Annotated in this window: 12 protein-coding genes; 7 read left to right on the top strand and 5 right to left on the bottom strand. The window is 50.9% G+C overall.

Annotated features, from left to right (window positions below):
* Positions 1-10 precede the first annotated feature (10 nt).
* From ftsE to HOK28_12460, 4 genes are read left to right on the top strand one after another with little or no spacing between them, the layout of a single operon-like run.
* Entirely contained in the window at positions 11-667 is a 657-nt protein-coding gene (ftsE, locus tag HOK28_12475) for a cell division ATP-binding protein FtsE (protein MBT6433906.1), read from the top strand.
* Positions 664-1,566, top strand: coding sequence for an ABC transporter permease (locus HOK28_12470; GenBank protein MBT6433905.1), 903 nt, complete (start codon positions 664-666; stop codon positions 1,564-1,566). The genes ftsE and HOK28_12470 overlap by 4 nt, the downstream gene beginning before the upstream one ends.
* The gene (locus HOK28_12465) at positions 1,563-2,600 is read left to right on the top strand and encodes a peptidoglycan DD-metalloendopeptidase family protein (protein MBT6433904.1); all 1,038 of its coding nucleotides are present in this window, start codon (positions 1,563-1,565) and stop codon (positions 2,598-2,600) included. Before HOK28_12470 ends, HOK28_12465 begins: the two co-directional genes overlap by 4 nt.
* A gap of 6 nt (positions 2,601-2,606) precedes the next feature.
* The gene (locus HOK28_12460; protein MBT6433903.1) at positions 2,607-3,746 is read left to right on the top strand and encodes a S41 family peptidase; all 1,140 of its coding nucleotides are present in this window, start codon (positions 2,607-2,609) and stop codon (positions 3,744-3,746) included.
* On the opposite strand, the gene HOK28_12455 is transcribed toward HOK28_12460, so the two are convergent.
* Positions 3,743-5,404 (bottom strand): mechanosensitive ion channel family protein, encoded by a 1,662-nt coding sequence (locus tag HOK28_12455; GenBank protein MBT6433902.1) that lies wholly within the window; start codon positions 5,402-5,404, stop codon positions 3,743-3,745. The two genes, HOK28_12460 and HOK28_12455, sit on opposite strands and share 4 nt — an antisense overlap.
* Positions 5,405-5,549: 145 nt before the next feature.
* Between HOK28_12455 and HOK28_12450 the strand changes: the two genes are divergently transcribed.
* Positions 5,550-6,530 (top strand): radical SAM/Cys-rich domain protein, encoded by a 981-nt coding sequence (locus HOK28_12450; protein MBT6433901.1) that lies wholly within the window; start codon positions 5,550-5,552, stop codon positions 6,528-6,530.
* Between the two features lie 175 nt (positions 6,531-6,705).
* The gene (locus HOK28_12445; GenBank protein ID MBT6433900.1) at positions 6,706-7,239 is read left to right on the top strand and encodes a hypothetical protein; all 534 of its coding nucleotides are present in this window, start codon (positions 6,706-6,708) and stop codon (positions 7,237-7,239) included.
* 92 nt (positions 7,240-7,331) lie between these two features.
* Here HOK28_12445 and aceA read toward each other — a convergent pair whose 3' ends face one another.
* Complete coding sequence (aceA, locus tag HOK28_12440) at positions 7,332-8,606, bottom strand: isocitrate lyase (protein ID MBT6433899.1); 1,275 nt, start codon at positions 8,604-8,606, stop codon at positions 7,332-7,334.
* 43 nt (positions 8,607-8,649) lie between these two features.
* Positions 8,650-10,278 (bottom strand): malate synthase A, encoded by a 1,629-nt coding sequence (aceB, locus tag HOK28_12435; GenBank protein MBT6433898.1) that lies wholly within the window; start codon positions 10,276-10,278, stop codon positions 8,650-8,652.
* Between the two features lie 161 nt (positions 10,279-10,439).
* On the opposite strand from aceB, the gene HOK28_12430 reads away from it, so the two are divergent.
* Positions 10,440-11,888, top strand: coding sequence for a DUF2083 domain-containing protein (locus HOK28_12430; protein MBT6433897.1), 1,449 nt, complete (start codon positions 10,440-10,442; stop codon positions 11,886-11,888).
* Here HOK28_12430 and HOK28_12425 read toward each other — a convergent pair.
* Positions 11,885-14,158 (bottom strand): NADP-dependent malic enzyme, encoded by a 2,274-nt coding sequence (locus tag HOK28_12425; GenBank protein ID MBT6433896.1) that lies wholly within the window; start codon positions 14,156-14,158, stop codon positions 11,885-11,887. The two genes, HOK28_12430 and HOK28_12425, sit on opposite strands and share 4 nt — an antisense overlap.
* Positions 14,159-14,166: 8 nt before the next feature.
* Positions 14,167-15,594, bottom strand: a complete 1,428-nt coding sequence (locus HOK28_12420; protein MBT6433895.1) for an aldehyde dehydrogenase family protein — start codon at positions 15,592-15,594, stop codon at positions 14,167-14,169.
* Position 15,595 lies beyond the last annotated feature (1 nt).

The following is a 15,595-nucleotide window of genomic DNA, read 5'->3' as shown; positions in this document are numbered from 1 at the left end:
CTAAACGTCCATGATTCAGCTTTTTCATGTGTATAAAACCTACGGCAAGGACAAACATGCTTTGGCCGATATCACCCTCGAGGTGGAAAAAGGTGAATTCACATTTTTAACAGGTCCATCTGGAGCCGGGAAATCAACCTTCCTAAAGCTACTCTTCTGCGCGGAGATGCCAACCAGTGGTCAAGTCATGGTCAACGGCCACAACACCAGCCGGCTGCGCGGTAATTCCATCCCATACCTCCGGCGCAATATCGGTGTTGTCTTTCAAGATTTTAAACTCCTATCCAGGCGGACCGTGGCACAAAATGTAGCCATCAGCCTGCAAATCCTTGGGCGCGACCCTGCAGAAGTTCATAGACGCACGTTTAATATCCTTAAAGAGGTTGGACTGGGTCACAAAATGAACGAACTCCCCGATAGCCTCTCCGGCGGCGAGCAACAGCGCGTTGCGATTGCGCGGGCGCTGGTCGGTGACCCACAAATTCTGATCGCCGATGAGCCCACTGGCAATCTCGATGCTCAACGCGCCAAAGAAATCTTAAACCTTCTTGAGTACGCCAACAGCCGAGGTACCACAGTGCTGCTTGCCACCCACGACCGAACGCTCTTAGAAAGTCACCGCGGCCGAGTGATTCGCTTGGAAAACGGAAGGCTTACCAACGGATGATGGCAAACCTGCGATATTTTGTTGGGCAAACCTTCAGCGCGCTCAAACGCTCTGCATGGAGTAGCTTGCTCACAAGCTCAACCATTTGCTTGGCACTTCTGATTCCCGCGTTTTACGTCACCACGCTGCAAAACCTAGAAAGCCTCACCTTGGTCTGGGGGCGCTCCGCCAATATCGTGGTAGTGCTCGCCGACGGTCTGAGCCCTGAAGCTCAAGATACACTGGATTCCGAACTCGGCACTTTACCTGGTGTCTCAAAAACCCATCCCGTCAGTCCTGAAGAAGCATTAACTCGTTTCAAGGCTCGAGGGCCCAAAGCCGCCGAGCTTGTAGAAGGCGTTTCGCCGGATATTTTACCCAGTACCATCGAAATTACACTCGCCACTGGTTTTGCCGAACTTGAAGCCATCGAAAATCTTGCAGCACAGATTCAAACGATGTCCAACATCGACGAAGTCGATTACGGGCAAGACGAGTTTGCGCAACTTGAAAACTTAGTTGCAGGTCTGCGTTATGGCGGAGTTGGTATTGGTCTGCTGATTTTTCTAGCGACCTCCCTCATCGTCGCCAACACCATTCGCCTCAACGTTTATGCTCACCGTGACGAAATCTCTATTTTGAGACTCGTGGGTGCGACCCACTGGTTTATTCGTTTGCCCTTTATCTTAGAGGGAGCCTTTTGGGGCCTTACCGGCGGGCTCTTGGCCTCGGCTCTGCTCTGGGCAAGCCAACAAGTTGTGGCTCCTCAGCTCAGCTTGCTTTTCGCAGACACCCTTTCCGGAATGGACATCGTGCTCTTCAGCACATCCACCGCGTTCACTTTGGTTGCCACGGGGCTTGTTCTCGGAACCTTTGGAAGCGCCATGGCCGTGCGCCGTTTTCTGGACGCCGACGCATGAACCCAGTTCTCGTCGCAGTATTTTGTACCCTGCACCTTAGCGCGCCCTCGCAAGATCCCAGCGCTCTTCTTCAAAGCCTGCGAAGCCTAGACCGGCAACTGGTCCAACTTGAAGGCGAATTGGCCACATTGAAAAGCCAAGAAGGCAAGTTGCAAGAGCAAATAGCGAGCCTTGATGTTGCGCTGAGCGAAACCGGACTTAAGCAGGTCAGAGTTAGAGCTGACCTAAAGAAAAGAGTGCGAGCACTCAACAACATGCCGGGCGGTGCACGGATGATTGCCCTGGGGCAGGCCAATTCTCTCAAAGATTATTTGGAGCTTTCCCGCATGCTTCGCTGGGTCGCCAACCATGACCAAAAATTGAAAAGTCAGCACCAAGAAGAAGCCAATAAAACCCAGCTCCTTAAAAACAAAAGGCAATCAAGCTTAAACATTCTCTCTGAAATATCTGCGGATATTAAAAGCAGGCGAGAGAACCTGGGGCTTCAGCGCCGAAGCCGAATTGAAACCACCCAAACCCTATTGGGCAATGCAAGCCACCTTGAACTTCTCTCAGGTGCCCATCGCCAAGCTTACCAAAGGCTGGAGAACACCTTTCGTAAATTAAAACCTGCCACCGGTCTGTCACGAATATTTTCTCAAAATAAGCGTTCATTGCCCTGGCCTCTCATCGCACCCGTCGAAGTGGGCTATGGAACGGTAAGAGAACTTGCCTATGGTACGCGGCTCACCAATTTTGGGCTCCTGCTTAAACCCGCCTCGGGCACCCCGGTGCAATCTGTATTCGACGGGACCGTCGTCTACGCCGACTGGCTTGACGGTTATGGGCAGCTCACCATCGTTGACCATGGGCGCGGTTACCACAGTCTCTACGGCCACCTTGCCACCATTGAAGTCGAGGTTGGGGAAATCATAAAAACAGGCTCAACCCTCGGGACCGCAGGCGACACGGGATCATGGACGGGAACGAGGCTCTATTTTGAAATCCGCAGCCAAGGCCAAGCTCAAGACCCTGTGCTTTGGTTAAGGCGATAACGGACGATGAAGCTCAAACGTCTCTGGAAAAATCGAATCATCTACCTTCTTCTAGGGCTTTTACTTGGAGCGGGTTTGCCCGCGGCGGCTAAAGTCGTCAAGCAAGATGCCGTATACGCATGGCTCACCGTGTTTGCCGAAGTACTCGAGCATATCGAAAATCAATATGTGGAAGTATTATCTCAGGACAGTTTAGCTCAAGGAGCCATCGGGGGCCTTCTTAGCAAGCTCGACGACAACTCCAAGTACTACAGTCCTCAAGATTTTCGTAAACTTCTCGAAACAACGGGCGGCGAATATGGCGGCGTCGGGCTTGAACTTGCCTTCATCAATTCGCAACACCGTATTGTGCGCGTTTTAAATCATTCCCCAGCTCAAGATGCGGGGCTTGAGCCCCAAGACGTTATCGTCGCCGTCGATGGTACACCCATCAGTCAATTTTCAACCCTGGAGCTTCGCGACTTATTGCGCGGCCCAGTCGATACCCGGCTCGTACTCAGTGTCATGCGCGAGAGCTTTATCAAGCCTTGGAATTTTACCCTCACCCGGCAGTGGGTTCGTAAACCCGCACTGCAAGTCCAGGATATCGAGCCTGGTATTCGCTATATTCACATTGAGCTTTTCAGTAGAGGTGTCGCCCGAGACCTACAGGCTCATTTATTGGGCCCCGACCAGCCCAAAGCTGTCATCCTCGATTTACGAGACAATCCCGGCGGTCTCTTTAATGAGGCCGTGGCCGCCGCCGATCTGTTTTTGAGTGATGGAACCATTGTAAGTGCGGCTGGCCGCGGCGGCGTCATTCTTGAATCTCGTCAAGCAAAATCGAGCCGTACTCTAACGCGCGCGCCTGTGGCGATATTATTAAATCAAAAGAGTGCTTCGGCCGCGGAGATACTGGCAGGCGCCTTACAAGACCAAAAGCGTGCTCGCGTTTTTGGAGAAGTGAGCTACGGCAAGGGCTCGGTTCAGAATATCATCGACCTCTCAAATGGAGCCGGTCTCAAAATGACAGTAGCGCGCTACCTCACCCCAAACGGCAGAAGCATCGAAGGCCGAGGTATTAAGCCTGACGTGCAGGTCAAAGCATCAGCCAAGCGAGATAAGCCCTTAGAGGCATCTTTGAGGTGGGTGAAGAGCCAGCTTTAAGCCTCGGGCCAAAACCCGTGCGTTAGCTTGTAGCGATCTGCTTCACCTTTTGCACCGCCCGGAGCAAAAGACTCAACTGCCGCCGCCAATGCTGCATCATCATGAGAAACTCGCTCAGTAGAGTTCTGAGGGGTTGCCACACTTTCAAGATGAAGCGTTTGGGTCGGAAACGCGAAGCTCACACCAAGCTCTTGGGCAAGGTTCATAATGTCTAGGAGAAGATTGTGCTTCTCGGTAAGCTCTGTGGTCCAGCTATCGGTCTTAAAAAACGCGTAAACCAATACATTGAGTGAGCTGTCGCCAAAGGAGTTGAAATGTACTTCGTAATACTCCTGACGGACGACGGGGTTATTCTTTAAAACCGCCCGAATACCTTCAACAAAAGCCTGCATCTGTTTGGGCGTCGTATCGTAGGTCAGCCCGAGTATCGTTTTAAAACGTCTAAATTCCCGGGCGCCGAAGTTATCAACCACACTATCTGCCACCCGAGAGTTAGGAATGCTTATCAGCGAGTTGTAGAATGTACGAATACGGGTTGAGCGAAAGCCCACGCTTTCCACCACACCTTCACTGCCGCCCACACTGACCCAATCGCCAATTTGAAAGGGCCGGCTGGCAAAAATAGTGGCAGAGCCGAAAAGGTTGGCAATGGTGTCTTTAGCTGCCAAAGCAAAGGCCAAACCACCGATGCCCAAGCCGGCGATTAACGAGGCCACATCGTAATTCATGTTTTGTAGGATAAAGACCGTACCGATACTGACGATAAAGATCTTCATGGCTCTGCGGGCAAGCGGCACCAATTGGTCATCGAGTTTGGTGTCGGTGAGGTTAGCGCGCTGCTCAAGCCAAGCGGTCAGCAAGTCAACAACGCGGTAAAGCGCCACCACCGCCGAAATGGCACAAGCCAGCCTTAGGCCCAAAAGAAGCAGTTGATTAAACTTCACCGGGAGCAGCAAAAGAGGCATTACAAAAATAGCCAGCCCCGAAGCAACCAAAGTCCCAAGCGGGTTACCCACTTGGATTAACAAAGTGTCATCTACAACCATCTTAAATTTTCGCATGGTCAAGCTTGCCTGCGCTTTAAAAATGGCCCGGGTTATCACCCGCGTCACCAAGGCAAGAAATAACAAAGCCAAGAGAGCTACAAACTGCCAAACAGCGGCGCCCAAGAACTTCACTTGCATCCAAGATGGTAGGCTTCTGACAAACCCATGGGTATCAATCACAAACACGGAGCGGTAAATCGCAGGAATCCGTGCCACAGTGCGGGCGCTCCACAACCAATCATCGCCAATGCGTTCGATAAACATATCCGGCTCAGCTGGGCTGAGAAGATAGCGGGATTTTCCGTCTTCGGCCTTAAAGTCGGTCACCGTTGGCAAGGCTTCAAGCTTTACGAAAATACCTTTCGCATCTAGAACTTCGATGATTTGCTGAGCGCGTTTGGCCGCGATGCCTTTGTCTTGCTCGCCTGTGAGGTTCAGGCAGAGGGCTGCTTTTTTGGGGTCGTAACTTTCTGGCTGTAACCAATCCAGTAGAGTCTTCACGGCGTCATGTGGGTTTGCACAACTTGACGTGGGAGCCGCCGAAGCAAGGCTCGTTCCGAAGGTTAAAACCAAAACAACGGCGAATATCCATTTGAGTGACTTACTTTTCATGCCGAAGATCTACACCTACAGTCTGACCATCTCAAGCTGCCGCCGCTCCACATCGGCCTTGTAGGTGACAAAAAGAGAGGCTATGAGCTAAAAGATAGAGACACATGGAGTAGTCGTGACCTCAAGCCTGACCATCATTGAACCCATCCCAGCCTACAAAGCCCATTTTGGCGAGCGAGTAGCCCAAAACCCACGCGGTGAACTCAAGCGGGCAAATGTTGAGGTTTTACAGATCAATCTGGGTAAACGCTGCAATCAAGCCTGTCACCATTGTCATGTTGATGCCGGACCTAAGCGGCAAGAAGAGATGAACGAAAAGACAGCCGAGCGATTGGTAGAGCTTCTTCGCGAGTCTCCTGAAACAACCACCCTCGATATCACCGGCGGTGCACCAGAGCTCAACGCCAACTTTCGTTACCTCGTCCAAACCGCACGTAAAATGGGCAAAAAGGTCATCGACCGCTGCAACCTCAGCATTCTCTTTGAACCCGGCCAAGAAACTCTGGCTGAGTTCCTTGCAGATCAAGGGGTCGAAATCACAGCAAGCCTTCCTTGCTACAGCCAAGAAAATGTCGACAAACAGCGCGGCAAAGGTATCTTTGACAAAAGTATTCGGGGCCTTCAACTGCTCAACCAGCTCGGCTACGGCAAGCCCGGAAGCGGTCTTGAACTCCACTTGGTCTACAACCCCGGCGGCGCCTTTTTACCTCCCGCCCAAGCTCAGCTCGAACTCGCTTACAAAGACAAGCTCATGGAAGATTTCGGGATCGTATTCAACAACCTTTTTACCATCACCAATCTTCCAATCAGCCGGTTTCGAAAAAGCCTTGAGCGCGGTGGGCAACTCCCAAGCTACATGCAGCTCCTAGAAGAGAACTATAATGAGGGCACTTTAGAAAATCTCATGTGCCGCTTTCAAGTCAGCGTAGGCTGGCAGGGTCATCTCTATGATTGCGATTTCAACCAAATGTTAGACATACCAACGTCCACACAGCTGGCCGTCAGACCGACGATTTGGGATATCGAATCACTCTCTGATTTGAGCCGAGGTCCTATAGCAGTTGAAAACCATTGCTATGGCTGCACCGCCGGTGCGGGATCGAGCTGCGGCGGATCTCTGGCCTGATCGTACGTTTTTCTCTCTAAATTCCACAACACCTACATCTAGATTCGCTCCGAGCGTGATCCACGTCACGATCTCAGTTCGAGATCCTTTGGTAAATTAGACGGGTCTAACATCGGCGAGGGGATAGGTGGGTTTTGATTGCTGCAGATTGAAACCACATGAAAAGGGGAAATTTATGAAACTGTTATTTGCGATTATTGGAACCGCTTTAATTCTTGCGGCAATGTTTTTGGGCTCGAGTCTGTGGATGTTTTTTAATATCCCGTCGATCCTGATCGTCATCGGCGGAATGGTTTGCTTCAGCTTGGCGCATCACGACGCTGGCGATATCAAAGCGGCCATCCAAAATGCTCTGGGAAGCGAGCCATCACCCAACCTGCAAAAAGATATCTCTGTCTTGGCAACGCTTCGTAAGACCACCTACGGCAGTGGTGTGGCTGGCACCCTTATCGGATTGATACAAATGCTAGAACAACTAGATGACCGGTCTTCCATTGGCCCTGCCATGGCCGTTGCGCTGCTCACGGCATTTTACTCCGTGCTCATCGTAGAATTTATGATTGACCCGCTGACCAATAGAATTTTGAGTCGAGCCAATACCGGGGAACAAGGTAGACCTATAGCGCCAGCAGCTCAGTCTACTCATGCTATCGGTATTGTGTTTTGTACCGTGATTTGTTTTTTCATTTTAATCTTAGCATTAAATTAAAAAAAAACGCGGCCTCACTGATAAAGGTGAGACCGCGATTCTAATTTTTTACAAGCTTGCGCACTGAAAGTTAGGGAGCCCCCTCCCCTTCTTTAGAACTGTGCAGACTCAGTAGACTCTTCAAGAGCAAGTGTTGAAGAAGTACCACCGCTGATTACAGTGCTTACTGCGTCAAAGTAACCTGTACCAACTTCACGCTGGTGACGGGTTGCAGTGTAACCGATTTCTTCGCTTGCAAATTCTTTTTGCTGAAGCGCAGAGTAAGCAGCCATGCCGTTGTCACGGTAGCCAGTAGAAAGTTCAAACATGCTCATGTTGAGGCTGTGGAAACCTGCAAGTGTAACAAACTGATACTTGTATCCCATGGCGCCGAGTTCACGCTGAAACTTAGCGATGGTTGCATCGTCAAGGTTAGACTTCCAGTTAAACGATGGAGAGCAGTTGTAAGACAACATCTTGCCCGGGAACTTCGCGTGAATGCCTTCAGCAAATTTCTTCGCTTCTTCAAGGCAAGGCGTTGAAGTTTCGCACCAGATGAGGTCGCAGTACGGAGCGTATGCAAGACCGCGGGCAATCGCCTGATCCAGTCCACCCTTGATACGGTAGAAACCTTCAGCAGTTCGCTCACCGGTCATGAATTCATGATCGCGTGGGTCGATGTCGCTGGTGATAAGACGTGCGCTGTCTGCATCGGTACGTGCCATCAAAAGAGTTGGTACGTTGCAAACATCGGCTGCAAGACGCGCTGCAGTCAAAGTCTTGATGAACTGCTGAGTCGGTACGAGTACCTTACCGCCTAAGTGTCCACACTTCTTCTCACTGGAAAGCTGATCTTCGAAGTGTACGCCTGCTGCGCCGCCGTCGATCATACCCTTCATGAGTTCAAAAGCGTTCAGCGGGCCACCAAAGCCAGCTTCAGCATCAGCCACGATAGGCGCGAACCAGTGCTTGCTCATTTCGCCTTCAGCGTTTTCAATCTGGTCAGCACGCTGAAGCGCCTGGTTGATTCGCTTGACGAGCTGAGGAACTGAGTTTGCTGGGTACAAGCTTTGATCCGGGTACATTTGACCGGAAATGTTGGCATCCGCAGCACACTGCCAACCACTGCAATAAATTGCTTTAAGACCAGCGCGAACTTGTTGCATTGCCTGGTTACCAGTCATGGCACCGAGTGAGTGTACATAATCTTCAGTGTGGAGAAGGTCCCACAAACGGCGAGCACCAAGGTCAGCAAGTGTGTACTTGATATCTACGGTTCCACGAAGACGAGCCACGTCTTCAGGAGTGTAGTCACGGGTGATTCCCGCCCAACGCTCTTCTTGAAACTTTTGCTCTTCAGTGGTCAGTTCTGTTTGATCTTTAGGCATCAACATCTCAGGGACTCCTTAAGGGGGTACTAGTTATTTGGGTCTAGTTCGACGCTTGCGTCGTAATAAGCTGCTCATAAGCTGGCAGAGTTAAAAATTCTTCAAAATGGGAAGCGGTCGAAAGGCCTTCGAATAAAGCACGTGCCTGACTGTATTTACCGCTGGTAAATCGCTCTTGGCCGACTTCTTCGCTTACCTTCTTCATTTCTTCACTTAACGTCGCCCGAAAAAGTTCCGGTGTGACGGTTCGTCCATCTTCCAAGGCCGCGCCATGGCGAATCCACTGCCAGAGCTGAGCGCGGGAGATTTCAGCGGTCGCCGCATCTTCCATCAAGTTGTAGAGCGGAACGCAGCCTACGCCGCGAAGCCATGATTCGATGTATTGAACACCCACGCTGATATTTTCGCGTAGGCCAGTCTCTGTCAGCGTACCTTCTGGATGCTGGAGCAGATCTGATTCTTCAACCTTCAAATCGTCTAACGTCTTCTCAATTTGATTCGCAGTCTTCATGTGCGCATCAAAAATTTCCTTTGCCAAAGGAACAAGCGCCGGGTGTGCAACCCATGTACCATCGTGGCCATCCGTTACTTCACGTAGCTTGTCATTCTTAACCTTGTTTAAGGCTTTCTCGTTGGCTTCTGGATCATTCTTGATTGGGATCTGAGCGGCCATGCCGCCCATGGAATGAACACCGCGCTTATGACAGGTTTGAATCGCAAGCTGTGCGTAACTACGCATAAAGTGCTGAGTCATACCAACTTGGCCGCGGTCAGGAACCACGCAGCTGTCTGAGTTACGGATGGTCTTGATGTAGCTGAAGATATAGTCCCAGCGTCCACAGTTAAGGCCTGCTGAGTGGCAACGAAGTTCATAAAGAATTTCGTCCATCTCAAAAGCCGCTGGAAGAGTTTCAATCAGGCAAGTCGCCTTGATGGTGCCCTTAGGGATTCCTACGAACTTCTGGCTGTACAAGAAGACGTCATTCCAGAGACGCGCCTCTAAGTGACTCTCCATCTTTGGCAGGTAGAAGTAAGGGCCAGTACCACGCTCTAAAAGCGCTTTGGCGTTATGGAAGAAATAGAGACCAAAATCGAAAAGTCCTGCAGGTACAGCATGGCCGTCAACCTTGAGGTGCTTTTCCCACAAGTGCCAGCCGCGAGGGCGAACAATCAAAGTGGCGATGGTGTCGTTGAGCTTGTAGCTCTTGTTCTTTTTCGGGTCGTGAAAATCAATGGTACGCCGAACCGCATCATGAAGGTTGATTTGACCTTCGACCATGTTCGCCCATGTTGGCGCCGATGAATCCTCGCAGTCTGCCATAAAGCAGCTCGCGCCAGAGTTCAGAGCGTTGATAATCATTTTGCGGTCAACTGGGCCAGTAATCTCAACCCGTCGGTCCAAGAGATCTTCAGGAAGTTTTGCAACTTTCCAATCGCGTTCGCGAATCGTCTTGGTCTCTTCGAGAAAACCAGGTCGTTCACCGGCATCGAAACGTGCCTGACGCAGTCGACGTTGATCAAGTAACTCCTCGACGCGGCTTGTGTAAGTCCGTGCCAGTGATGCGATGAATTCAAGAGCATCCATACTTAAGATATGCTGATAGCCTTCTTCAATGGTGCCAGTTAATTCAACGCCGTTTGGAGTTGGAAGTGTTTCAGTTGTGTAACCCATGCGTGACCTCCAGGTGATTGACGCTATGCATTGTAAATTTACTGACTATTCCATTCTGGTCAATAAGTTTCTTTGATTCAGCTAGTTACAGGTGTTGCATTTTGTAAATGTTACAGTGTAAACTTGTAAAAAGTTTACAAGCGGCTCACTTAGGACACAAAATGGCAGAATCACGGCTCGGCTCAAAAGTGCGTAGTTTACGCAGGCGACAGGGACTCACACAGGCAAAATTAGCTGAAAATCTGGGCATTTCCACCAGTTACTTGAACTTGATTGAGAACAATCGCAGGCCTCTTTCTGCCCCCGTTCTCATCAAACTTGCACAGCTATTTCAGGTCGATTTACAGACGTTTGCCAGCGACGAAGAGGGCGAACTCCTGGCCGAACTGATGGAAGTATTCGGAGATCCGATCTTTGATCCCTATGAATTAAGCGGCAACGACGTACGTGAACTCGCCAGCCACAACCCTTCCGTGGGCCGTGCGGTCCTCGGAATGTACCGTTCCTACCGAGAATCGCGTGAATCTGTGCAAAGCCTCGCCACCCATCTATCGGATGGGCGAAGCGGCCCCACGATGGACGCAACCCACTTACCCACCGAAGAAGTCAGTGATTTCGTTCAAAGAAATAGTAATTATTTCCCTGACTTAGAGGCCGGCGCAGAGAAGATTCGCCGTGAAGCGAGCATCGAGCATGAGGACCTCTTTACGTGTTTATCGCGCTATCTCGACGACTATCACGGTGTTCGGGTCAAAATTAAGAAGATCGGCTCAATGAAGGGCGCCATTCGCCGCTTTGATACCAGTAAACGTATTCTCTATCTATCCGAGGTCCTGCGACGCGGAAGTCGTAACTTCCAGCTTGCGCACCAAATCGGCCTTATGACTCAAGAGGAGACCTTAACCCGTTTGAGTCAAAATGAGATTTTAACCAACAATGACTCTCGCGCACTTTGCAGAGTGGCCTTAGCAAACTATTTCGCTGGCGCTGTGCTGATGCCCTATCAGGAGTTTCTAGAGGCTGCTCGCGCAGAACGTTATGACATCGAACTCCTCGGTCACCGCTTTCGAACAAGCTTCGAGCAGGTTTGTCACCGCCTTACGAGCTTACGGAAAAAAGGTGCTGAAGGTATTCCCTTTCACTTGGTTCGGATTGATATTGCCGGCAACATCTCAAAACGATTCACAGCTTCCGGCTTACGGTTTGCACGCTACAATGCTGCATGCCCGCGCTGGAACGTTCACAAAGCATTTACCACGCCTGGTATGATACGGATTCAGCTTTCGACCATGCCCGACGGTAGAAATTTTTTCTGCATTGCCAGAACACTTGAAAAGAGTGTGAGCGGCTATAAAAGCGAGCATCACGTCCAGGCCATTGGAATGGGCTGCGATGTGCGTTTCGCTGAAGACCTTGTTTATTCGGACGGAGTGGACTTGAAGAGCGATGAAGCCAGCCTGAAGGTTGGAATCACCTGTAGGCTTTGCGAGCGCATGGATTGTGAACAAAGAGCTTTCCCACCTCTTCAGCACCCACTGCAAATCAACGAGAATGTTCGAGGTGCATCATTCTTTGCACCTGTTGGCGAAAACAAGCGGCTGCCCGATTAAGAATCGTTAAAGTCCTCAGCCTCAACGCACGTATACGCTGCCATATTGTAAATGGCCTCAGCGGTAGATCCTCTCGGCAACACATTGACCGGTTTATTCATTCCCAGAACAATGGGCCCCACACACTCTGCTCCGCCGATTCGCTCCATCAATTTATAGGCAACGTTTGCCGATTCCAGAGATGGGAAGATGAGAACGTTGGCATCACCCTGAATATTTGAAAACGGAAACTCGCTGCTGGCAATTCCGGGATCTAGGGCATACTCAACCTGCATTTCCCCATCGACAATCATAGTAGGATCGATCGCATGCAGGATTTCCGTAGCGTGGCTCACCTTTGTTGCGAAAGGATGAGGGCTTGAGCCAAAGTTTGAAAATGAGATCATGGCCACTCGAGGTTCCAGGTCAAAGCGCTTAACCTCTTGCGCCGTAAGCCGGGCTATCTCAGCCATTTGCTCAGCACTTGGCTCAATATTGATGGTGGTGTCGGCAAAAAATAGGGTTCGCTCTTTTTGCAGCACCACATACATGCCGGCTACGCTTTTGACGTCTTCACGCAAACCAATGATTTGCAACGCTGGCCGAATCGTATCCGCGTAATTCATCGACACGCCACTTACCAACCCGTCGACATCACCGCCTCGAAGCATCATCATCCCAAAATGGACAGGGTCATACATATCGAGGGCAGCTTGCTTAAGATGAATTCCTTTTCGTTGCCGTAATTTATAATAGATATCGGTGTACTTTTCGTGCTCAGGGCTCTTGGTGGGATCAACGAGAGCGATCCCGTCTAAACTGATACCCACGGCCTCCGCCTTGGCCCGAATCAACGACTCCTCGCCCAAAACAACAGGGTGACAAATCCCTGTTTGTACGAGTTCTTGGCAAGCTCGCAAAATTCGCACTTTATGGCCTTCTGGAAAAACAAGCCGCTTCGGGTTTAAACGCGCCTTCGTACTGATTTGGCTCATCACCTCCCGGCGACGCCCCAAAAATGAAGCCAGATGCTGGCGATAATCGTTCATGCTGGAGATAGGCCGCGAAGCTACCCCTGATTTCTCAGCAGCTTCCGCAACCGCTGGAGCAACCCAAAGTAAGACCCGGTGGTCGACGGGTTTTGGAATGAGGTAATCTCTACCAAACTTTATCTCTTCACCGCCGTAGGCCTCGCGAACAGAATCCGGCACATCTTCTCGGGCGAGTTCACCGATTGCCCGGGCAGCCGCCATTTCCATTTCTTTTGTGACTGTGGTCGCACCGCAATCCAGAGCACCTCGAAAGATGTAAGGGAAACCCAAAACATTGTTTACTTGGTTGGGGTAATCGCTGCGCCCCGTTGCCAAAATCACATCGTCTCTTGCAGCCTTTGCTTCCGGATAACCTATTTCAGGATCTGGGTTAGCAAGAGCAAATACGATGGGATCCTTGGCCATGGACCGGACCATGTCTTGGCTTACAAGCCCTCCAACACTCAAACCAATAAAAACGTCGGCGCCCTCCATGACCTCTGCAAGGCTTCGGCATTTTGTATCAGTTGCGATCTCAGTGAGGACTTCATCAAGCCCGTCACGCCCGGTGTAAATCACCCCGTCTTTATCGCAATGAATGATCTTGCTTCGCTGCGCACCAAAAAGGCAAAGCAGGCGGCTCACAGCAATCGCGGCTGCACCTGCCCCTGAAAAGGCTATCTTACAATCACTCAACTCTTTATTGGCGATTTTCGTTGCGTTGAGAAGCGCGGCAGACGCAATGATTGCGGTGCCATGCTGGTCATCATGAAAGACCGGGATGTTCATCAACTCGCGTAACTTTTTCTCAATATAGAAACACTCAGGGGCTTTAATATCCTCTAAGTTGATCCCACCAAAAGTTGGCTCAAGCGCCTTAACAATCTTCACAAACGCTTCAGGGTCTTTCTCATCCACTTCAATGTCGAAAACATCGATTCCTGCAAACCGCTTAAATAAAACCGCCTTGCCTTCCATCACAGGCTTGCTTGCCAAGGGCCCAATATCACCAAGGCCAAGGACAGCTGTTCCGTTGGTCACAACCGCAACAAGGTTTCCCCGCGCGGTGTAGTCGGCAGCCTTTTTTGGGTTTTTATGAATTTCCAAACAAGGGACCGCAACACCTGGAGTATACGCCAACGACAAATCTCGTTGAGAAGAACATGGCTTGGTCGGAACCACTTCGATTTTACCCGCAGGCGCTCTCGAGTGGTAGTCGAGGGCCATCTTACTGCGGTCCTTATTGCGATCCTTTGCCATTGTTCACCTCAAGATTTAAAGACGATCATCTTTTCGCGGGACATCTCTTTAACTGCATCTGCAACACCGCCCAGCGTAAGACCGGACTCTCCGTGACCACCAAACGGCATCGAATCAATTCGAAAGGCACTGTGGTCGTTGATCATCACGGCGGCCGCGGCCAACTCCTTACTCACCGCCAGTCCTATATTGAGACTATTGGTGAATACGCCAGCCTGAAAAGCCCATGGTAAGCGGTTGGACCATTGAATCGGTTCTTCAATTTTTCGATAACCGTTAACACAAATAACAGGTCCGAAAATCTCTTCGTTCATTACTTTCGTGCTGCCTGGTGCATCTACAATCACCGTGGGTGAATAGCATTGATTGGCCAAGCCTCGTCCACCGCATGTAATCTCGCCGCCTTGCTTATCCGCCTCGCCGGCCCATGCATTGATTCGCTCAATTTCCTGCGCACGAATAAGAGGTCCCACCTGGGTTTTCTCATCCGTTGGATCTCCAACAATAAGTTGGGCGGCGCCCTCATTAAGGCGTTCTACAAGTTCACGCTTAATCTGGTGATGAGCAAATACCCTCTGCACGCTCACACAGACTTGTCCGGCGTGGTAATAACCGCCTCTTAAGAGGGCGGGGACTACTTTCGATAAATCGGCATCTTCGTGAACGATCACTGGAGCCGCGCCACCGTGCTCGAGTACACACCTAACACCTGGTGCAAGTGTACTGCGCAATTTCCAGCCCACCTTCGAACTTCCAATAAAGCTAAAGAGCGCCATTCTAGAATCACTGGCCAACTGAGCGGCCTGTTCATTGGTACAGGGAATTGGAATTAAAAGTTCATCCGGCAACCCGGCCTCTCGGAACAATTCAACAAGGGCCATGCAGCATGTGGGCGTGGCGGGAGCCGGCTTAATCAACACAGGGCAACCTGCCGCAACGGCCGGTCCAACCTGATGAGCGAGAAGGTTCAAAGGGTGGTTGAAGGCACTGAAAGCCAACACCACGCCAATCGGTTCTCGAGTGGTCATGGCCAAGCGTCCATGCGACCGAGGTGTCGAACCCATAGGTATCTCTCGGCCAGAGTTTCGCGTGGCCTCTTGCGCACACAAGAGTAAGGTCTGCGAAGCACGCTCAACTTCAACCCGAGCATCCTGCAAAGGCTTACCGCCTTCTCGTGCTATCAAGAGGGCAAAGTGCTCAGCTCGCTCTGCAATGGCTTGAGAAACGGCCTTGAGAATACGCGCGCGCTCATAAGGAGCAAGGGCATGCCGCGCAGAAGCTGCGCCCGCAATATCCAAGGCTGCGTTGAGGCCCTCCTCACTTAGGAGCTCAACCTTGCCCATCACGTTGCCAGAATATGGCTCTTTAACCTCGTGCCACTCGGGCTTGTGCTCAGTAAAGCCAGGAACGGCCAAACCATACTCTTCACGAAACATG

It is taken from the genome of Deltaproteobacteria bacterium (assembly GCA_018668695.1).
In the GTDB taxonomy this organism is placed as follows: Bacteria; Myxococcota; XYA12-FULL-58-9; order XYA12-FULL-58-9; family JABJBS01; genus JABJBS01.
This window is presented reverse-complemented; position numbering and strand designations above follow the sequence as displayed.